Here is a 21,515-nt window from a genome sequence, read left to right as displayed (position 1 = left end):
TTATATTAAAATGGAAAACAAAGTATATGCAATTGAAATTAAAAATTTAGTTAAAAATTTCAAAAACGTTACTGCAATCAATAACTTGTCATTCAGTGTAGAAAAAGGACAATTATTTGGTTTCTTAGGACTTAATGGAGCTGGTAAAACAACTACATTAAATATTATCTTAGGGCTTTTAAAAAGAACTAGTGGTGAAATATTTATTAATGGTGAAAATTTTGAACGCAATGTTGCTAATACACGTAAGCAAATTGGAATTGTTTTTCAAGAATCAATTTTAGACGCTAGTTTAACTGTTAAGCAAAACTTAATGACCAGAGCATATTTATATGTGTCTGATTTTGAAAAAAATATTAAGGTCAAAGATATTGTTGAGGAAATTATTAAAGAATTTCAATTAGAAGAAATTGCCAATAGAGAGTATGGAAAATTATCAGGTGGGCAAAAAAGACGTGTTGATATAGCAAGAGCATTAGTGCATAAACCCAGCATTCTTTTTCTAGATGAACCAACAACCGGTTTAGATCCAAGTTCAAGAAAATTAGTTTGAAGTATTTTAAGAAAAATTCAAAAAGAAAGAAAACTAACCATTTTATTAACCACTCACTACATGGAAGAAGCTAACAATTGCGATTATTCTATCATCATAGAAAAAGGTAACAAATTAGCTGAAGGCAGTCCGACTACATTGAAAACAAAATATGCTTCAGCAATGGTAAAAGTTTATAACAATCCAAATATTATCAACCATGCAATAAAAGCGAAAGGTTTCCATGCCATCACTCATGCTATCGACGGAATAGAAATACGTTTTAAAACTTATCAAATGGCCTTAAACTTTGTTAAAAATCACATTGAGCTATTAAATGATTACGAGATTGTTAAGGGAGATATGGATGAAGTCTTTCTAAATGTTACTGGCGCTTTTAAAAATAAGAAAGAAGGTATTTAATGAAACAAGTGATTCAATTGTTTAAAAGAAACTGTCTATGCTTCTTAAAAGATCCTAAAAGAATCTTCTTCACCATAATGGCGCCGGTTATTATCTTTGCTTGTTTCTTATTATTTGCTAAAAACATATATAAAGAACAAATGAATCAAACTTTGAATGCACAAGAAGTGATAAATAATTTATATCTATATTCACCAGATACAAAAGAATTAATTAAAAAAGAATACGCTGATTGATTCTTATTAATTGGAATGATGACAGTTATACCATTTACTAATGCATTATCCATAACATCTGTCATGGTTTCAGATGCTGAAAAGAAAGTGCTAAACGATTTATTTATTACCCCCGTTAGATCATCTTCAATTAGATTTAGCTACTGATTCTTTAATTTAATTTTAAATATTATTATTAGTACATTTATTTATACAATTATTCTAACTTATATGACTATTAATAAAACTCTTACTTTTGATTCAATTAAAACGTTAAAAGTATGAGGTATTGTATTATTTAGCTGTGTATTCAATTCAGCAATGGTTGTATTCTTTATTTCGTTTGTTAAAAATACCGGTGTCTTTGCTGCACTAAATTCTGTTTTATCAATGATTTCAGGTTTCTTAACAGGAGCATTCATTCCTTTAACATCAATGCCTAAAGAAGTGGCTGAATTAGCTTCTTTAATTCCAACTACACAAATATCAAACTTATTAAGAACTGTTTTACTAGATGGTAAAGACATCTTTGCTAATTCAATATCAGCGGCACATTCATATTTATTATGAATTGATAAAGATAAGATTGAAATGTGACATATTACTTTATACATTCTTTCATTTACTGCCTTATTTATCTTTCTTAACTTTGCAATTAAATACAATAAACAAAAAAAATAACAGCATTAAAACTGTTATTTTTTTAATAAATTCCGGGTTTATTAATTATCTATAATCCTCAGGACGACTCAATACTAAATTACCTTTTTCTGTAACTAAAATTGTATCTTCAATTCTTGCTCCACCTAAACCTTCGATATAAATACCAGGTTCAACGGTAATAATCATTCCAGGTTCCAAAATTACGTCGTTTTTACCTCTACCAACACCAGGTAATTCATGTACATCAATCCCAACTCCATGGCCTGTTGAGTGAGTGAAATATTGTCCATAACCTTGTTGTTCAATGTAATCACGGCAGATTTTATCAATTTCTTTAGTAGAAATTCCTGGTCTAACTGCTTCTCTACCTAATCTTTGACTTTCAATAACAACGTCAAGAATTTTTGCTAAATCAGGGTTTTTAGGTTTGCCACCGAAGAAAAATGTTCTAGTAATATCGCTTGCTCAACCTTGGAATTGTGCACCAAAATCAACTTTAACAATATCACCTTTTTGTAGTTTTCTGTTAGTTGGGTGGTGGTGTGGTTCAGCTGCGTTTTCACCGAATGCAATAATTGAATCAAATGATTCTTTTTCAGCGCCAAACAATCTCATTAAATATCCTAATTTATTTGAAGCTTCTAATTCAGTCATATCTTCTTTTAAAAGTTTCTTTAACTCTTCAAAAGCTTGTAATGATAATTCACAAGCTTCTTTTACTTTACTGTATTCTTCTTCATCTTTGTGAATTCTTAACAATTGCCCTTGAATTTCAATAAATTCAGCTTTAGGTAATAACTGTTTAATATAACCAAATGTTTCTAGGTTTAAATAATCTTTTTCAACAGCAACTTTTGCATAATTTTTCTTTGCAAGAAATTCAGCAAAAGAATTTTGTTTCAATAAATGTACTTCAACATTTCTTGCGTTTTTAGTTACATATTCAATATATCTACCATCAACAAATAAATGTGCTTTATTTGCTTCAATTACTAGATACCCATCGCTTGTTTGAACACCTGAATATCATAGTCTTGTTTGTGGTGATTCAGCAATAATTGCATCAACTTTAGTTTCTGCAAAAATTTGGTCTAATTTTGTTCTTATCATAATAAAATAGGTCTCCTAAGAATATTATTTCTTTTCTTTGTGAGTTGTGTGAGCATTACATTTTGAACAGTATTTTGTTACTTCCATTTTATCGGGATGCAATTTTTTATTTTTCTTTGTAATGTAATTTTCCATTTTGCAAGCTTCACATCTTAATGTTAAACCTTCTCTTGGCATAATCCCTCCCATATAGATTGATTAATTTAAATTAATACTTTTAATTATATAGAAAAAAATTATTTTAGGTCATTTTAGATAAAAACAAAGCAAAAAATGAAGAAAAAAAGAATCATATGATTCTTTTAAATTATTCTTTTGAATTATCTTCGCTTGTTTCACTAACAACGTTTTCTTGAGTTTCTTCTTTTTTAATTTCAGCTGAAGTTTCAGCTTTTTTATTTGCTTTCGTTTCATCAATCATTGCGTTTTCAGCGTTTAGCATTTCGTGTTTATTAACTAATTCATTAGTAATACCTTTTAGGTATTTCTTCATATAAATAATGCCACTAATTCAAGCAATTAACAATCCAATAATTAATGGAATGTTAGTATAAATTAAATATGTTGAATGTCAAATTCTTTGATTGTTTTCTTCATTAATTGTCAATACGTTGTATACTCATGGGCCAGCAATTGCGATTGCAACAATGGAAAATGATACAATGATGGTTTTAATTTTTCCTCATATATTTGCTTTAATTTCAATATCTTTTTTAATTGCATATACACGGCAACCATCAACAATAATATCTCTTATAATGAATAAAATTACAATAGGTAGAAAAGTGTAATTTAGAATGGTTAAATAAATTAACATCAAGCTTGTTGCCACTTTATCAGCAATTGGATCAAAGATTTTTCCAAAAGCAGATATTGTTTTTGTTTTTCTCGCAACATGACCATCAACAAAATCAGTAATCATTGCAGCAATAAAAATAATTAAATTAATTCAATAAAGAATTGATATATGCAATTTATAATAACTTCCAGCTAAGATTGGTTTGCTGTTTTCTATGTAGTAATAGAATGTCGAAGCATCAATATCATCTACTGTTTTTCCAGTTCTTAATAAACTAAATGAAACACACATAATAATAATGAACGGAATCATTAATAACAATCTAGTTACTGTTAATCAATTTGCTGTACCAAATTTCTTTGTTTCAACACGCATTTTTCTAGCAGCGCGATGTTCTCTTGTTCTTCTAGGCATAAAATTGTTCCTCAATTGATTTTCTAACTAATTCTAGGTATTCAAATTTTCTTTCACTATCAGGAACTGCTTTATATTGTTCTTCAAAGAAAACAAGAATGTCATTAATTTTGTTCTTTCATAAATTACAGTTTTCAACACATAATCTTTCAACATTATTCACAAATGTTTCATATTGTGGATTATTCACAAATGTTTCTGCAAAATCATCACGAACAATTAATTTCTTAATTAATTTTCTTGCTCCATCTTTGATTTGAATCATTTTAATATCACCGATTGAAACAACGAATTTATCTAACTCTTTGTTTGTATAATCAATAATTTCTCAAATTGATAGAATGTATTCGTAATATTTCTTTTGAGCTTCAATTTGTTTTTTGTTTCTTTCCTTTAATTCCTTTTTCTTGACAACTTGTTTTTTAACGATTTTTCAAATAAGTCAACCAATAATTAAGGCTAAAAATATTCCTAAAATAACATAAATGATAACATTAGCAGATCCATTTAACGGTTGATTACCCTCAACAAGCGGTGTTGAGTTATTTTTTAATACTAATTCGTTCATTATTACTCCTTAATTTAAAAATTATATAAAATTATTAACTAGTTATTATTATTGTGTTTATTTTTAAATAAAATAATGCTTTCATATGGTTGTAGATTAACAATTGAATTATAAAATTTATCAATATAAGTTGATGCAATGATATTTCAATCATCATAGATTGAATTTCATCACAGATGTTTAAATTTACAATCAATATTAATTAGAAACACAATTCTAATTTCTTTATATTTTCAATAAATTTTAATTACATTTTTAGACTTTTTAACCGTAAGTTTACCTTTAATAAATAAATTACTTAAAACATCATTCGATCTAATTTCGTTTAAATATTTAATAAAATTAATGAAACTATTACGGTTATTTAATTGATTTTCTACATTATACTTTTCATAATCTAATGAAATTTTGTTTCGATTATTTTTATCATAATCGAAATTAGAAACGTAATTATCATTGTTTCAAGGAAGATAGGTTTTATTATTAATTGAATCTAGGATTTTGCGGTTGTTAAAATATTTTTTATTGCTAATTCCACGCGATTCATAATATCTTTTAATTTCGTTGTAATTATCATCATTTAAATCATTTGCATGATAGATACTTGCACCTAAAATAGGCAATTCATCACCATAATATAAACCAATTGAATTTTTACCTGAATTAATTAGCATTAAATAGGTTTTATATAATTCGGTTGTATAAGATTTGAGAACATCAAATTTAGATAAAAATCTACCAAATTTATCATTATTTAATCCCAAAATATAAGACGAATCTTTTAAATAAGGAAGTATGTTTTTCTTTATATTTTTATAATTAATTTTATTTACTTTTGCATACATTAATTTCTTGTTAATACCAAAGGAATTAACTAAATTTAAATATAAATAATCGCAAATTGTTTTACTAAAATATATAAACTGATTGTATTTTTTATTGCAATCAAAATTTGTTTTAAGAATAACGATATTATCATTTGAATAGTGTTTAATGGTTTTATAAATATCTTCTAATACACGGTATGATTGTGATTCATTAATTGTTTCATTAATCAGATATTCAAAATTATCCAATACAAAACAATTGATTCCTAATTTAAAATAAAAACTAATTAAATCATTGAATTTATTTAAAAAGCTAGATAAATTATTTATATTTTTTTGAATAAATTCCTGCGTATTTAATAAATAATCATCAATTGTTTTTCTAACAAAGGTATTTGATTCATTTTCAATACCGGCATCCTTAACAACAAGGTTTTGTAAATTCATATATGAATTTCTTATAGATTTTAAATCTAAAGTAACAGCTAAATCAATGTTGTTTGTTTTAAAATTACCTATAATTGTTTGAAATTCTTCTAAAAAGTTTGAATTTAGAAAATTTATGTGATTATTTAATGCTAGATATTCTGTATCAAAGAAATCATTAACAGAAACAACATTGATATTCATTTGATTGAAATATGCAATTTTTGAATTTAAATTTAAAATATCATCAATAGCTGATGAACTATTAATGTGATTAAAATATCTTAATTTCAATTCATATAGAATGATACGTTTCTTATTTTTAAAATACATATTTACCTATTTAATAATTGTTAATATAATCAATTTTAAAGCGTTTTGTTCTTCAATTAACCCTTTTTTGATATCAATGTCAATATCTGCAATGTAATTTAATAATTCTACTATTTTTTTATAACCGATTTTCTTGATAAATTTTGTATATAAATTAATCTGAAAACTATGGATTTTAGTTTCCTTTGATATATCTAATGTTGTAAAGTCTTGTTGTTGCAATAGATATATAGTTTGAGCTTTGACTAAAATAGAAACAATTTGATTAATTACTGATGTTTCTGATGCACCAAGAGCTAGCTGTTCGTAACATTTTTTTAAAATATCAGTTGAATTTTCATATGCTAAAAAAGCATTAATGAAACCAAAGGTTGTGTCATTAGGAAGAGTTAGATTATTATTTTGAACTGTCTGAAGTGTAATATTTGGCGTTTCAATTAACAATTTATTTACTTCATTAATAATTAAACTTAAATCATTTGGTAGATGAACAATTAATTCAATAATTGCATCGTTTGTGATTGTTTTATTTTGCGCTTCAACGTAGTTTTTTATATAAGAAATTAACAATCTTTCGTCTAATTTCTTAACCTCAATAACTTCTGTGTGTTTTTCTAGAAAATAATATAAATCAGAAGGTTGAAACTTACGATCGTTTTTTTCAATAAATTGAGTAAATATCACCACAACATTTTCACTTAAATTATTTAGTAATTCAATGAAATGAAGTATTTCTTTTTGATTTTTAGTTTTATGTAGATATTCTAAATCACGAAAAATCACTAATTTATTTAAAGTAAAAATATCATTGCAATTTAAAATATCATCAACCTCTTGCATATTAATTTCTGCATAGAAATCATGAATTTTTACATCATTGTTAAATTCTTTTTTATATTTTTCAATTAAATCATTAATTTTTTCATTAATAAAATATTTTTCATTCCCCTTTATAAAATACATACTATTATTATACTTAATTACATTCAAATCTAATATGACTATATAATAAATTTTGATATAATAAATTAGTTAATTTATTAGGAGGAAATATGTCAGGACACTCAAAATGAGCAACAACAAAACACCATAAAGCAGCAATGGATGCTAAAAGATCAAAAATGTTTCAAAAATTCTCTAAAGAAATTATCGTTGCTGCAACACTAGGTGGCCCAGATATTGATTCAAACCCCGCTTTAAAACTTGCAGTAGCTAAAGCTAAAGCTAAATCAATGCCTAAGGCTAACATTGAAAAAGCAATAGCAAAAGTAGCTGGTGGAAATAAAGAAGGTGCATCATTCCAAGCACACACCTATTCAGGAACCGCATTTGGAGGAGTTACATTTATCGTTAGCTGTTTAACTGATAACTTTAACCGTTTAAGTTCAAACATTAAACACTACTTTAACAAATACAATGGTCAACTTGGTAAATCTGGTTCAATTCCGTATATGTTCGATCAATTAGGAGTAATTGAATTTGACAATTCATTAGCATCAGAAGATGAAGTAATGATGGTAGCTTTAGATAATGGTGCAATTGATTTCAAAAACGAAGATGGATTATACATTATCTATTCACAACCTTCAGATTTCTCAAATCTAAAACAAGTAATTGATGAAACATTCAAAATTGAAAACTACTCAACCGCTGAAGTTACATATATCGCAAATACCGAAGTTGAAGTAAATGCAGAAAAAGCTGAACAAATTGATGCTTTTGTTACATTTTTAGAAGACGATGATGATATTCAAGAAGTATTCCACAACGCAAGTATCACTGAATAATAAAATTTCAAAATAGAGATTAATTCTCTATTTTTTCTTTATTTTTTCCCATCTTTAGTCAAAATTTATTTTTTATAAATAAACTAAAAATAGACAAAGGAGATTAATTATTAAGAAAAAGAAAATTATTCTATGAATTAGTTTATTTACAATTGGTTCAGCAATGGTGCTTGGATCGTATTTTTTAAAACAATATATTGCAAGAAAACCGAAAAAGAATATAGTAAATGATTATATATACATTAAATTAAATGGAGCTATTTTAAATGATTGTGAAATAAAGGTAAAGAAAAATACCACACTTTTAAATGTATTAAAGGATATAAAACTAGATTCTAATGCATATTTAGTTGACTTAAATTTAAATCAAAAATTGACTAAAAATGAAGAAATATGAATTCCTTTTAATCCCAATAAGAAAATTGAATTATCAAAAATTCGTGATATAAATTTCTTTATTAACTTTGGTTTTAATAAAACGGTAGCAACTGAAATAATGAAACTATATGATAAACTCAAAACAAGAATTAAATGATCAGATATTGAAAATATCAATGGTATTGGTGTGAAAAATATAACCAAATTAAAAAATATTTTAATTATTTAAATTCTTTTTGTTTTAGTTTCATAGTTGCACTATTAAGTTTTTGAATGTGAATGTATACCTTCGATTTAGTTGTTTGTATTGTAATCTTTGTTTTAGTTTGCTTTAACTTATTTAACTGAAAATTTTATCTATTACTTTATGTTATTTTTATTGTTTTTATATCTTCGTATTTTATACAACAATATTTATTAAGCAAAATCAATCCAAACGTTGATGATCATTTTGTAATTAAACATATAAAAGATAAGTTATATTCAATCAATTATCATTCAATGACTATATTCTTTTCAGTCTATGATAAAAAATTTAACAATCAAGATATTGTAAAAATAAAAGGGGTTATTTCATTAAAAGATAATTTAACTTACTTTGATTTGTCAAATAAATCGTTTTTTAAAATTAAAATTTCTGAAATCAACTGGGTATCAAAATATATATATTCATTTGATAAGATATTCAATCTTCATTCAACATATAGTAAGTCGTATTTAAAATTATTAATGTTTGGAATTAAAGATAATTTAGGATTTCAAATATACAACAAAATCAAAGAATTAAACATTGCACATTTGTTTGTTATTAGTGGTTTTCATATTGGAATTTTGTATTTTATATTAAGTAAATTACTTAATAAGCTAAAAATCAAATATATAACTGAAATAATTATTTTCGTATGTCTCTTGATGTATCTATATTTCTTAAATTTCTCAATATCTTCATTAAGAGCATTTTTATTCATATATTTATTAAAAATAAATAATGGTATTTTTAAAAAGAAATTTAATTCAATTGATATATTGTGTTTTACAGCATTCATTTTAATTGCTTTAAATTGTTATGTAATATTTGATTTATCCTTTATTTTATCTTTCTCTATCACTTTTATGATCTTAATTCACCTTCAGTTAATAAAGGGAATTAAAAACTTAATTCTAAAACAAGTTGTTTTCATTCTTTTAACTTATTTAACAAGTTTATTGTTATCAATAACTATATTCAATCAAATATCTGTTTTAGGCTTATTCAATCAATTAGTTTTTACACCAATATTAATTCTTACATACTGCTTAATTCCAATATTTTTATACAGCAAATTTTTGTCAGAAGCATATTTTTACATATTTGATTCATTCATTAATATATTGCATGAAAGTAATGTTTTAATTCATAATTCTATTCATTTATATGAATATACATTGTTTATTGACGTATTTTATTTCTTATATGTCTATATTAATAAAATAAAAAGTAGGAATAAAACCTACTTACATAAATCATAAAATTCGTTTTCATTAATTATTTTTATGTTTAATTTTTGTGCTTTTTCTAATTTAGAACCAGCCTTTTCACCACATAATAAATAATTTGTTTTTTGTGATACAGATGAAGTAATTTTACCACCATTTTCTAAAATCATTTTTTCATAAAAACTACGTGGTTGAGATAATTCACCGGTTATAACGAATGTTAAATTCTCTAATATATTAGATTTTGCATTTGATTTATAAACTAAATTAACACCTAAATCTAAAATTCTTGTCACCAATGAACGATTATGTTCGTTATTGCATCATTCCTTAAGTGAAGAAACGATTTTTGGTCCGATTTCATCATAAGAAGTTAGTTGCTCAAAATCAAAATCTATGAATTGATCTAAACTTACAACTTTAGATGCAATAAATTTAGAAACTTTAGCACCAATATGTTTAATCGAAAAAGCAAATATAATACGTTCTAGTGAAAGTTCTTTTGATTTTTCAATTGAAATTAAAATATTCATTATTGATTTATAACCAAAACCTTCTAAATTGGTTAATTCAGCACTTCTTTCTTTTAATCTAAAGAAATCATCGATGTTTTTTATAAAACCTTTTTCTATAAAGAAATCAATGTTTTTTTCACCTAAAGTATCTAATTCCATTGCTTCTTTTGAAGCGAAATGAATTAATCTTTTTCTAATAATTTCAGGACAATTTGGATTAATGCAATATTGTTCTAAAAATGTTTCACTATCAATTAAAGATTCTTTACAATAAGGACAGGTAATGATTTTGTTAAAAACATTAAGTTCTTCTTTTTTATTCACCAAACTTATAACACAAGGAATGATTTCACCAGCTTTTTTGATGTAGACTAAATCATTGGTATTTAAATTTAAATCGTATATATATTGATAGTTATTTAATGTCGCAAAAGATATTCTGCTACCGCTTAATGTAACTGGTTCTAATTCAGCATTATAAGTAACTAAACCAGTTCTTCCAATGGTTGCAAAAATGTTTTTAAGGGTTGTTGAAACTGTATCTGGTTCATATTTAAAAGCGATTGCTGAATGTGGAAATTTAACTGTATAGCCTAATTCGTTATAGTATTTCAATTCATTTAGTTTAATAACAATACCATCGGTTTCATAATCTAAAGAAGTTTTGATAGTTTTAAAGTTATTGATATATTCAAATATTTCTTCAATAGTGTAAACTGTTTTTGTTTCTTTTGAAATTGGAAATTCTAATTTAGATAGAAATTCAAAAGATTCTGTCATTGTTTTAATGTTATGCAATTCAGGGTTAACGATATAGTATAAAAATGCAGATAATTTTCTTTCTTTTACAATCTCTGGATTTAATTGTCTTAAAGTGCCAGCTGCGCCGTTTCTTGGATTAGCCATTTTAGGTTTGTTTTCTAATTCTAACATTCGATTTAAATTATTAAAATCTGAAATAGATAGATAGATTTCTCCCCTAACTTCTAAATCGTTTAAATAATTGATTTCTTTAGGAATGCATTCAATTTGTTTAACGTTTTCAGTAACGTCTTCTCCTATTAAACCATCACCTCTTGTAACTGCTTGTCACAATTTTCCGTTTTTATACTTAATAGAAATTGACAACCCATCAATTTTAGGTTCAATATAAAAACTATAATTTACTGCAATTTTGTCAATCTTTGCGATAAATTTTTCAATTTCTTCGTATGTATAAGCTTTATTTAATGACAACATTGGTTCGTTATGACGAATTTTAGTAAATGTTTCAGAAGCAAATGCATTAATTTTTTGTGTTGGTGAATTTTTTAATTCTTCATATGTAAATAAATAAGCATATTGTTCTTCTAATTTCTTTAAACGTAAAATTTCATTATCATAAACAGCATCTTCTACAATGGGATTATCTAGATTGTAATAAGCGTTATCTCATTCATTGATTTTAGATTGAAGATCAAGTATTTCTTGTTTAATTTTTATCTCTTTACTATTCATTTTATACCCTTTGATATGTTGCGATTCATCATCATGGTAGATTAACGCTATCAATTTGACAAACGATTACCATTGAAACTGATAAAACGATAATGAATAAAGCTAACATATCTCTTCAACCAACAAATAATTGACGATAATAACTTCTTTTAGCATAAGGTTCATAACCTCTTGAGGTCATTGCTTCAGATAAATCGTTAGCCTTTGTAAATGAAGAAACGAATAAAGGAATAATTAATACAATAAATGATTTGGTTTTATCTTTAAGATTTCCGTTTTTGAAATCCACACCTCTACTTGATTGAGCTTTCATAATTCTACTTGCTTCTTCAAGTAATGTCGGAATAAATCTTAAGGCAATAGAAATAATTCTAGTAATAATCTCTGTAGGAATTTTAATTAATTTTAATGGGTATAATAAATCATTAATTGCTCTTGTTAAATGTACTGGTTTTGTTGTAGTTGTTAAAATAGTTGTAGTTAAAATAACACCATAAATTCTCACAAAAATTGAAGCGGTTCTAATTAATGAAAATTTTGTTAATTGGAAAGTATTAGTTACACCAAATGGTGCTCAATATATATCGTTAATAATAGTTTGACCACGATAATAGGTATATGCATCAACACCACCATTAGTGCTTAAAGGAATAAATGGTTGATCACTCGCAATTGCTCCTTTAATTGTCAGCATATTGACTAGTAATATAAAGATCGCAATATAAAGTGGCATTCTCAATCTTAAAAAGAGAGATTTTATTGATCTAGTTGAAATTAAATAAGTAACGATTATTAAACTTAATAAAATAAAGTTTGTAATAAAGTGATCCGCAACAAATAGCAATACAATGAATAAAATATTGGTTAAAAATTTCAACCTAGGATCTAATTTATGAACAAAAGTATTTATGTTCAAATATTTACCGACAATATTTTTATTCATAATGCTCCTTATTTAATATTTCATTCAATCTTTTTGACAACTCATCTAAATTAGTTACTCTACCAACATCAATACCATTTTCTTTTAATTTGTTAACGAATGATAGTAATTTTGTTGGAATTAAATGATTATCTTCAAGAAATTTATCATCATTTAATACTTCATATGTATTTCCATCTCTAATAATTTGACCATCTTTGATAAAAATGGTACGATTAGTTCATCTTAAAGCATTATCTAAATCGTGAGTAACGATAATAATTGTCTTACCTTCTAGATATAAGTTGTGAAAAATATTTAACATCTCTTCAACACCTTGAGGGTCTAATCCAGCAGTAGGTTCGTCTAAAATTAAAAATTTAGGTTCCATCGCTAATATACCGGCAAGTGCCACACGTCTTTTTTGTCCGCCTGATAAATTAAATGGTGATTTTTCAAGATAATCTTCGGATAAACCAACAATTTTTATATATTTTCTAGCTAATTCCTTTGCTGTTTGTTTATCAACACCCATTGAAATAGGACCAAAAATTATATCTTTCTCAATAGTTGATTGAAATAATTGATATTCAGCGAATTGAAAAACAACACCAACTTGTTTTCTTAAAGATTTAATGTTTTTAATTCTTTTAATAGTTTTAGCAATTTTAATATCGGTATTAACAATTGCAATTTTGTTTTGTTTTCATTCTGCTAATTTAATCTTGTATTCATTTAAATATTGTTCGTAGTTTTCGCTTTTCTTTGATGGTTTACTTGGTTTTGCTAATTTAGTTTTAACCGGAACTTCATAGAAATTTAAATAACCGGAATCTGGAATGATTAAACCATTTAAATGTTCAATAAATGTAGTTTTACCAGAACCAGTTGGACCAATAATAGAGATTGCTTCACCTTCTTTGATATTTACTGATATTTCATTTAAAACTTTAATGTAATTAGGAGATTTCTTGTTGTATTCTTTAACTATTTTTGTAACTTCAATTTGCATAGTTGATCAATTAATTCCCTTTCATTATAAGTTGGTTCAATGTTTTTAATAGTTTCACTTAATTTGTATATAAAAGGTGAATCTATTTTTGCAATCTCAATAATCTCTTTATTTTTTAATATATCAATTGGTTTTCCTTGAGCAATTACTTGACCTTGTGAAAACACAATCAATTCATCAGCTAGTAAAGCTTCGTCCATATCATGGGTAATTGAAATTAGTGTTTTATTGGTTGTTTTATGTAAATTATGAATAATGCTATAAATATCGCTTCTACCTTTTGGATCAAGCATTGAAGTTATTTCGTCAAAAATAATAATTTGCGGATCTAAAGCTAAAACAGAGGCAATTGCAACACGTTGCTTTTGTCCTCCTGAAAGATATTGAGGTTCACGATCTAAGTAATCAATCATATCAACTTGTGTAGCGAATTTATGAATGATTCCTTTCATCTCTTCGTGTTCTAACATTTTATTTTCTAATCCAAAGGCAATATCATCTTCAACAGTTGAACCAATAAATTGGTTATCTGGATTTTGGAAAACGATTCCGATTTTTCTTCTAATTTCTTGTAAGTTATCTGCATTTAATTCAATATCATCAATAATGATTTTGCCACTTAAGGCTTTATAAATTGCTGATAACAATTTAGAAAAAGTGCTTTTTCCGGAACCATTATGTCCTAAAATAGCAACATATTTACCATCTTCAATTTTTAAATTTACATTGTTTAATGCGTTTTTCTTTGCGCCTGGATATTTATAACATAAGTCTCTAATTTCAATCATATAAAAAATTATATATATTTTTAATAAAAAAGCGTTCCAAAGAAAAGAGAAAATAAAAAAAATAGCCTTGCTATTTTAGGTGTGTATGTTTCTCTATAATTGAGATTGCTTCATTGAATACTTCTTCTTCTGTTTTATTGTTTGTATCAATAATTTCGTATGTCAAATTAAATCTTTCAGCAATTTCTTTAAAAATTGTTAAATAATTTGCATGTAAATTTTTGAAATATTCGTAGTTTAATTCTCAATTATCTACTTCACTTTCTCTTCCTCTTTGAAAAATTCTTTGTTTGAATGTTTCAAATGAAATATCTAGATAAATTGCTAAATTTGGTAATTCTTCTTTACTAATTAACTTTTCAAATAAAGCGTCGTAAGCATCTAAATAACGTTGGCCTTTTTCTTTTAAAATTAATTTAGCAAAAATGTAATGCTCAATTGAGAAACGATCTAGAAAAATATGATCTTTTTCGTAATGACGTTCAATTTCATTAAACTTCTTAACTATTTCTGTAAATTTTGTTGAATGGTTTTCAACTATATAACTTTGAAATCCAATGGTTAAATTTGGTTTCTTTTCATATAATCACTTCAAAAATGTATTAAACACTTCATCATCTTCTTCAAATTCATGTAGCATAATTGATGATGAATAATGTTTATGCAATTTTTCAGACAAACTTGATTTTCCAGCAGCAATCATTCCACTAATTCCTATTATCATAAATCCCCCTTAATCTATCACACTAAAATGTGTGTATTTATTATAAAAAAAAATAAGGTTTTCACCTTAAAAATATTTATTAATTTTTTTATATAAATTTAGCTTATCAGGATTTTGTAAACAATAAGATTTTATTAAATTAATAATTAAAGAAATTACTGTCATTGGTCCTACACCACCCGGAACTGGTGTTATATATTTAGCTTTTTCAATACACGCATCAAAATCTAGATCTCCAGAAATTTTTGAATTTTCACGATGAATACCAACATCCATTAGAATAACATCATCTTTCAACATATCAACAGTAACTGAATTTTTAACACCAGTTGCTACTATAACTAAATCGGAAAATTTTAAATTATCTTTTGGAGTCAATTTGTCATATCTGCGAGAAATTTTAGAATGAGTATCAAAATAAAATGATAAAGGTTTTCCTACGATGTTAGATTGACCAACAACAGATACATCATAGTTTGAAAAATCAATTTTATATTCATTTAACAACAAAATTATGCCTTTGGGGGTTGCCGGAAGAAATAAAGGATTAAATTGATTATCAATAATTCTTAAACCATCTATATCTTGTAATTCTTCAATAGAATTTAAAATATTTTGAACGCTTGAAACATTTTGTGAAACCATTGGTAATTGAACAATTATTCCCGTTACTTGATTTGAAAGTTCCTTAATTGTTTCAAAGATTTTTTCATCTGTTGGATTATCAGTTAATTTAACTAAAATTGAATCAATGTTCAATTCTTTAGCCATATTCATTTTATGTTTTATATATATGTTGGACTCTTCTAAATCTCCAATTTGAATAATACCTAAAACTGGCAAATCATCTTTTGATAATTTACTTGTGATCTCATATATTTCTTCCTTGATTTTCAATGATGTTTTTTTGCCGTCAAGAATTTTATTCATAAGTTATTTTTGTCTAAAAGTTCCTTTTTTAGATTGAACAATATAACTTGTTGTATCTGCTAATGATTTAGCATATTCAATTGCTTCTTTTTGTGTTTTAAAAACTCTTAATGCTCTTTGGCCATTAGGATTTTTAACTGCTCAACCTTTTTCATGATTTACTACATAACGTACTACCATAATTTCTCCTTATTAGAATTTGCTATATATGTTATTAATATTATATTGTATACAAGAATAAAAATAAAATAAAAAATGGTGGAGATGCGGGGAATTGAACCCCGGTCCACGCACCCTATTTAATGAACGTCTACAGTTTATAAAATTTTATATACTTAATTGTAATTATTAAATTCTCAAACTTCATTACATAAGTCAGTCAAAGTGTCACATTAGTTTAACTGAACACGCTAATGCCAAGCTCTAAACCGATTCAATAACTTGAGCAAAATTATTGAATCACTAGTTTTCAATTAAGCGAAAGCTAGATTTGAAGAGTATTTTGATCTCATCATCATTTCTAATGATAGATCTTCTTTTTTATCTAAGTTTGCGTTTAAAAAAGCCTAGATGCATTATGGTCTACAATACCACTGCAGTTCATTACGTCAGATACCTGTCGAAACCATTACACCCCCATAATTTATTTAATAAATTAAGGATTTCATTTGTCTTTTAGCTTCTAATTCCTTGATTTTTTCTCTTTTGTCGTGTTTCTTTAATCTTTTAGCTAAAGCAATTTCTAATTTAATATGATTATTTTTTCAATACAACGAAATCGGAATGATAATCAATGATAATTGATCAACTTTGTTTTTAATACGTAAAATTTCATATTTATGCATTAAAAGTTTTCTTGTTCTTGAAGTTTCACATTTCACATTCATATATTGCGCAATATAGCAATTATGAAGATAAATTTCATTTCTTCTTGATGATATAGTACAAAAAGCATTTTCTAATTTTGCATTTTTTGCACGCAAACTTTTTGTTTCTCAACCAAGTAATGAAATTCCTGTTTCGTATGTTTCGATTATTTCATAATCTTGCTTACTAAATTTGTTTTTTAAAATTAAAGTCGACATACTAATAATATTACAAAAAAAAGGAATATTTAAGCAATAATTGCGTTAATATTTCCTTTTAATAAATCTACGCTAGTAATTTTTATATCTCTTGTTTGACCGATGGCAAAATAATGAGTTAAGCCTTTTGCTTCAAAATTAGAAATTTTTAACACCTCATCGTTTAAATCTTCGAATCTAATTAAAACACTTGCTTGATATTCTTCTATGTTGAAAAAGATACCGAATTTTTCAATCGAAACAATTGTTGCTTTAAATGTTTTATTGATAAATTGTTGGAAAAATTCTGATTTTTTAATATCTACAATATCTCTTTCAATAGTCATTGCATTTTTTTCTGCTTCAGAATTTAATAAAGAAATATTTGAAATTTCTTCAATGTATTCTTTTTCTTTTAAAGGGTCATATTGTTTTTGAAATATGTAATTTCTAATCAAACGATGTAGTAATAAATCAGGATATCTTCTAATTGGACTTGTAAAGTGTGAATATGCTTGAGAAGCTAAACCGAAATGTCCAATATTATTTGAACTATAAGATGCTTTTTGCATTGTTCTTAATAAAGACATTTTAATGTAATCATCAAATTTAGTTTCTTTAATTTTTTCGACTAATAATTCAAAACTTTTAGGATTTCCATCAAATGGAACTTTTAAATGTTTTAAACCAACAAATGATAATAAATTTTGTAAATTCATTAATTTTTCATCATCTGGTTTATCATGAATTCTATATATTGAAGGTAATTTTTTATCTTGCATCATTTCAGCAACGGTTTCGTTTGCTCTAACCATGAAATCTTCAATCATTTTTTCGCTGATACCTTCTTTTTTAATAACAATATCAACAACATTTCCATCTTTCATAATGATTTTAGGTTCTTCAATTTCGAAATCAACATATCCTTCGTTGATTTTTTTAGCTCTTAAAATAGAAGCTAATGATTGAGCATTTAATAGCAATTCAGCTATTTCATTAGGCACATCTAATTTATGTTCTAGAAAATCATTAACACCGTTATATGTTAAACGATAATCAGAGGTTATAACACTTGGGTATATGTCATAAGTTTTATTATTTCCAAACGAATCAATTTCCAATTCAAGAGTTAAACAACATCTATCTACATTTGGATTCAATGAGCAGATACCATTAGATAATTCAAATGGTAACATTGGAATAACTCTATCTGGTAGATAGATACTAGTTCCTCTTTTTAAAGCTTCTTTATCAATTGGGGAACCTTCTTTGACGTAATAAGAAACATCGGCAATGTGTATAAACAATTTATAATTGCCATTATCTAATTTATAACAAGAAATAGCGTCGTCAAAATCTTTTGTATCAAGCCCGTCAATAGTTACTGTTAATAGTTTTCTTAAATCTTTTCTTTCGGAGATTTCTTTTTCAGAGACAAATTGAGGAATGCTTGAAGCTTCGGTTAAAACGTCTATATCAAATGTTTCATTAACATCATAAGTTGCAAATAACTTATACATTGAATGATTTTTATCTTCAATATTAGCAATGACATCTTTATACATTAAAACAATTGATTCTAAATTAGGTTTTAATACTTCGCATTTTACAATATCAGTTTCTTTTAAATCCTTTGGAACTGATTTATCATTCAAAATAATGAATTTACCATTCATTTTTTCGTCATATGGTTTAAAGTAAGGTTGACGATTTTTACCATATTGTATAAAACCTGTAATGTATTTAAAAGGATGCTCTAAATTTGCTTTGATATTTGCTTTATACATAACTTCGTTATGTTCATTTTTATAACTATAAATTGATACATCAAGTAAATCTTTATCCAATATTCCATTTAATTGAAAAGAAGGGATAAAGGCACTTAAATTGTTACCATTTTGATCTTGAAAATCAACAAATCCAAATCTCTTTGATGTTACAGAAATATTTGTTTTTAAATCAGTTACAAAATTGATTAAACGATAGTTATCTTTGAATTTATCAATTTTAAATTCATTTAATAATTTATTCAACAAGTTAGTTAGTTTGTTATTATCAATTCTATTAATTTTGAATACTTTAGCAATTTCTAAAAAAGTTGCTTGATTTTTTTCTTTTAAAAATTCAAGCAACTTCATTTCATTTAAATTGAATGTATACTTTAATTTTTTATCCATAAGTTTAAATGCTTTGAATTAAAACTCTTAAAACGATGCAAAGAATAAAGAGTAGTAACCCCAATGATAACATTGATCATTTTAAAACTTTTTTAATTCCTCTTTCTTTAGAAACTTTAAATAAATCTAAATCACCACTACCAACTAAAGCTCCACTAAAGCTATTATTATCCGGTGACATTAATAGTGATACAAAGATAATAACAAAAGAAATAATTAATAAAATAATAATAATTGCTAGCGATCCAGCCTTCATTAATTACCACCTTTCACAATTAAACCATATTCATCTAATTGTTCTTTAGTAACATCAGAAGGTGAACCTGATAGTAAATCCAAACCTTTAGCGTTTTTAGGGAATGCAATAACATCTCTAATTGATTGAGATTTAGTCAATATCATTAAAACCCTTTCAATTCCAAAGGCAATACCATTATGAGGTGGTAAACCATAATTGAATGATTTTAAGAAGAAACCAAATCTACTTTGTTGTTCTTTTTCAGATATGTTTAATATATTAAACATCATTTTTTGTGTTTCAATATCATGAATTCTAATAGAACCAGAACCTAATTCAAATCCATTTAATACTAAATCGTATGATTTTGCTCTAACTTTATCTAATTCATTTGATTTTAAATAATCCAATGTTGATTCTTCAAATTGAGTAAATGCGTGGTGTGCTGGTGCATATGATTTTGTTTCCTCATCATATTCAAACATTGGTCAATTAACGATTCATAAGAAATTCAATTGATTTGGATCTGCCAATTGATATAGTTCATTTAAAACAGTTCTAACAGCTCCTAATGATTTAAGTGCGTTTTCTTCTTTATTACCAAGAGAGATAATAAATAAAGGATTAGAGAAATTCTTTTCGTTTAATTTAGATAATGTTTTATATAAATCACCATTTTTATCTAATGAATTTAAATTAATCAATTCTAATTTTTCACCATTATTTTTAGTGAATGTTTCATTAATATATTGCATGTTTTCTTGAATATCACGATCAAAAATAATAGCTTTAACAAAATTGTAATTTTCAAAATATTGACTTAATTCTTTTGAATAATCTTGAATTAAATATTCATATCTTGTATCTGGTTTATCATTTCCGTAATGTGCTTGTGAATAGAAATAATCCATTCTTTCAAAAGGAGTTTTAATTTCATATCCTAAATTATGTAAAACTTCTTTTCACATTTCTTCACAAAGAGCGAAAATCTCTTCTTTTCCACCAAATGACATTTCAATATCTAATTGTGTAAATTCAGGTTGTCTATCTTTTCTTAAATCTTCATCTCTGAAAACTCTTGCGATTTGAAAGTATTTTTCAAAACCAGCAGCCATTAATAATTGTTTATACAATTGAGGTGATTGAGGCAAGGCAAAAAATCTTCCTTTTCTTCTTGTTGGAACTAAATAGTCTCTCGCACCTTCTGGGGTTGATTTAGAAAGAATTGGGGTTTCAATTTCCATAAATCCTTTTTTATCAAAGAAATTTCTAACCAATAAATTCAATTTATGTCTTAATCGTAAATTTTGAATCATTTTTTCTTGTCTTAAATCAAGAAAACGATATTCCAATCTAATATCTTCGTTTGCTGAATTGTCTTTATGTATTTCAAAAGGCAATTGTTTTGATGAGTTTAAAATTTTGTATTCAGAAACTGCAATTTCAATTTCACCTGAAAACAAATCTGGATTAGCTTCTAATCTTTTTACAACTAAACCTTTTGCATAAATACATGATTCTTTAGTTAATAAAGGATCTGTAACATCTTTGAACACAAGCTGTGCAATACCACTTGAATCACGTAAATCGATGAATAGTTGATTTTTAAATTTTCTTTTATTTGAAATTCAACCAAAAAGTTCAACTTCTTGATTTAGATTTTCAATATTTAATTTTCCGCAATAATGTTTTTTCAT

22 protein-coding genes and 1 other RNA gene are annotated in these 21,515 nt (G+C 25.7%); 5 read left to right on the top strand and 18 right to left on the bottom strand.

All coding sequences use genetic code 4. From position 1 onward, the window contains the following. Nucleotides 1-10: 10 nt before the first annotated feature. Nucleotides 11-955: an ABC transporter ATP-binding protein gene (locus tag EXC28_RS05665; protein ID WP_029330232.1), complete on the top strand. Its 945-nt coding sequence runs from the start codon at nucleotides 11-13 to the stop codon at nucleotides 953-955. Further along, nucleotides 955-1,851: an ABC transporter permease gene (locus EXC28_RS05660; protein WP_029330233.1), complete on the top strand. Its 897-nt coding sequence runs from the start codon at nucleotides 955-957 to the stop codon at nucleotides 1,849-1,851. The genes EXC28_RS05665 and EXC28_RS05660 overlap by 1 nt, the downstream gene beginning before the upstream one ends. Nucleotides 1,852-1,896: 45 nt before the next feature. Here EXC28_RS05660 and EXC28_RS01415 read toward each other — a convergent pair whose 3' ends face one another. The 6 genes from EXC28_RS01415 to holA form a co-directional block, all read right to left on the bottom strand. Further along, entirely contained in the window at nucleotides 1,897-2,943 is a 1,047-nt protein-coding gene (locus EXC28_RS01415; protein WP_029330235.1) for an aminopeptidase P family protein, read from the bottom strand. Nucleotides 2,944-2,967: 24 nt separating this feature from the next. Further along, on the bottom strand, nucleotides 2,968-3,120 hold the full coding sequence (gene rpmG / locus EXC28_RS01410; RefSeq protein ID WP_029330237.1) for a 50S ribosomal protein L33: 153 nt from the start codon (nucleotides 3,118-3,120) through the stop codon (nucleotides 2,968-2,970). Nucleotides 3,121-3,250: 130 nt separating this feature from the next. Then, a complete protein-coding gene (gene pgsA / locus EXC28_RS05655) occupies nucleotides 3,251-4,156 on the bottom strand; it encodes a CDP-diacylglycerol--glycerol-3-phosphate 3-phosphatidyltransferase (RefSeq protein WP_084271869.1) in 906 nt (301 codons plus the stop codon). Beyond that, entirely contained in the window at nucleotides 4,149-4,724 is a 576-nt protein-coding gene (locus tag EXC28_RS05650; RefSeq protein ID WP_051622573.1) for an MHJ_0274 family protein, read from the bottom strand. Before EXC28_RS05650 ends, pgsA begins: the two co-directional genes overlap by 8 nt. 38 nt (nucleotides 4,725-4,762) lie before the next feature. Beyond that, entirely contained in the window at nucleotides 4,763-6,310 is a 1,548-nt protein-coding gene (locus EXC28_RS01395) for a hypothetical protein (RefSeq protein WP_029330242.1), read from the bottom strand. Between the two features lie 6 nt (nucleotides 6,311-6,316). After that, nucleotides 6,317-7,273, bottom strand: a complete 957-nt coding sequence (gene holA / locus EXC28_RS01390; protein WP_029330243.1) for a DNA polymerase III subunit delta — start codon at nucleotides 7,271-7,273, stop codon at nucleotides 6,317-6,319. Between the two features lie 89 nt (nucleotides 7,274-7,362). On the opposite strand from holA, the gene EXC28_RS01385 reads away from it, so the two are divergent. The 3 genes from EXC28_RS01385 to EXC28_RS01375 all read left to right on the top strand — a co-directional run bounded on the left by EXC28_RS01385 (nucleotide 7,363) and on the right by EXC28_RS01375 (nucleotide 9,984). Beyond that, complete coding sequence (locus EXC28_RS01385) at nucleotides 7,363-8,097, top strand: YebC/PmpR family DNA-binding transcriptional regulator (RefSeq protein WP_029330244.1); 735 nt, start codon at nucleotides 7,363-7,365, stop codon at nucleotides 8,095-8,097. A gap of 163 nt (nucleotides 8,098-8,260) precedes the next feature. Further along, entirely contained in the window at nucleotides 8,261-8,704 is a 444-nt protein-coding gene (locus tag EXC28_RS05645) for an MAG0490 family ComEA-like DNA-binding protein (protein WP_029330245.1), read from the top strand. Beyond that, the gene (locus tag EXC28_RS01375; protein WP_084271870.1) at nucleotides 8,629-9,984 is read left to right on the top strand and encodes an MAG0480 family ComEC-like protein; all 1,356 of its coding nucleotides are present in this window, start codon (nucleotides 8,629-8,631) and stop codon (nucleotides 9,982-9,984) included. Before EXC28_RS05645 ends, EXC28_RS01375 begins: the two co-directional genes overlap by 76 nt. Here EXC28_RS01375 and ligA read toward each other — a convergent pair. The 12 genes from ligA to aspS form a co-directional block, all read right to left on the bottom strand. Then, nucleotides 9,966-11,963, bottom strand: coding sequence for an NAD-dependent DNA ligase LigA (gene ligA / locus EXC28_RS01370; protein WP_029330248.1), 1,998 nt, complete (start codon nucleotides 11,961-11,963; stop codon nucleotides 9,966-9,968). The two genes, EXC28_RS01375 and ligA, sit on opposite strands and share 19 nt — an antisense overlap. Nucleotide 11,964: 1 nt before the next feature. Continuing rightward, a complete protein-coding gene (locus EXC28_RS01365) occupies nucleotides 11,965-12,906 on the bottom strand; it encodes an energy-coupling factor transporter transmembrane component T family protein (protein WP_029330250.1) in 942 nt (313 codons plus the stop codon). Next, nucleotides 12,899-13,897: an ATP-binding cassette domain-containing protein gene (locus tag EXC28_RS01360; RefSeq protein WP_029330252.1), complete on the bottom strand. Its 999-nt coding sequence runs from the start codon at nucleotides 13,895-13,897 to the stop codon at nucleotides 12,899-12,901. The genes EXC28_RS01365 and EXC28_RS01360 overlap by 8 nt, the downstream gene beginning before the upstream one ends. Continuing rightward, a complete protein-coding gene (locus EXC28_RS01355; protein ID WP_029330254.1) occupies nucleotides 13,873-14,685 on the bottom strand; it encodes an energy-coupling factor transporter ATPase in 813 nt (270 codons plus the stop codon). The genes EXC28_RS01360 and EXC28_RS01355 overlap by 25 nt, the downstream gene beginning before the upstream one ends. Before the next feature lie 70 nt (nucleotides 14,686-14,755). Continuing rightward, the gene (locus tag EXC28_RS05640; RefSeq protein ID WP_029330256.1) at nucleotides 14,756-15,409 is read right to left on the bottom strand and encodes a deoxynucleoside kinase; all 654 of its coding nucleotides are present in this window, start codon (nucleotides 15,407-15,409) and stop codon (nucleotides 14,756-14,758) included. A 66-nt stretch (nucleotides 15,410-15,475) separates the two neighbouring features. Continuing rightward, nucleotides 15,476-16,339: a bifunctional 5,10-methylenetetrahydrofolate dehydrogenase/5,10-methenyltetrahydrofolate cyclohydrolase gene (locus tag EXC28_RS01345; RefSeq protein ID WP_029330257.1), complete on the bottom strand. Its 864-nt coding sequence runs from the start codon at nucleotides 16,337-16,339 to the stop codon at nucleotides 15,476-15,478. A 3-nt stretch (nucleotides 16,340-16,342) separates the two neighbouring features. After that, nucleotides 16,343-16,519, bottom strand: a complete 177-nt coding sequence (locus EXC28_RS05635; protein WP_084271871.1) for a DUF2188 domain-containing protein — start codon at nucleotides 16,517-16,519, stop codon at nucleotides 16,343-16,345. A 76-nt stretch (nucleotides 16,520-16,595) separates the two neighbouring features. Further along, nucleotides 16,596-16,977, bottom strand: a transfer-messenger RNA (tmRNA) gene (ssrA, locus tag EXC28_RS01335). Nucleotides 16,978-16,986: 9 nt separating this feature from the next. Beyond that, the gene (gene smpB / locus EXC28_RS05630) at nucleotides 16,987-17,424 is read right to left on the bottom strand and encodes an SsrA-binding protein SmpB (protein WP_029330259.1); all 438 of its coding nucleotides are present in this window, start codon (nucleotides 17,422-17,424) and stop codon (nucleotides 16,987-16,989) included. Between the two features lie 29 nt (nucleotides 17,425-17,453). Next, on the bottom strand, nucleotides 17,454-19,580 hold the full coding sequence (gene rnr, locus EXC28_RS01325) for a ribonuclease R (RefSeq protein WP_029330261.1): 2,127 nt from the start codon (nucleotides 19,578-19,580) through the stop codon (nucleotides 17,454-17,456). A gap of 4 nt (nucleotides 19,581-19,584) precedes the next feature. After that, nucleotides 19,585-19,836, bottom strand: coding sequence for a preprotein translocase subunit SecG (secG, locus tag EXC28_RS01320; RefSeq protein ID WP_029330263.1), 252 nt, complete (start codon nucleotides 19,834-19,836; stop codon nucleotides 19,585-19,587). After that, nucleotides 19,836-21,515, bottom strand: coding sequence for an aspartate--tRNA ligase (gene aspS, locus EXC28_RS05625; protein ID WP_029330266.1), 1,680 nt, complete (start codon nucleotides 21,513-21,515; stop codon nucleotides 19,836-19,838). Before aspS ends, secG begins: the two co-directional genes overlap by 1 nt.

This window comes from Metamycoplasma cloacale, assembly GCF_900660735.1.
GTDB classification, from domain to species: Bacteria; Bacillota_I; Bacilli_A; order Mycoplasmatales; family Metamycoplasmataceae; genus Metamycoplasma; species Metamycoplasma cloacale.
The sequence above is the reverse complement of the archived record's forward strand: the minus strand, read 5'-3'. Positions and strand labels throughout refer to the sequence as shown.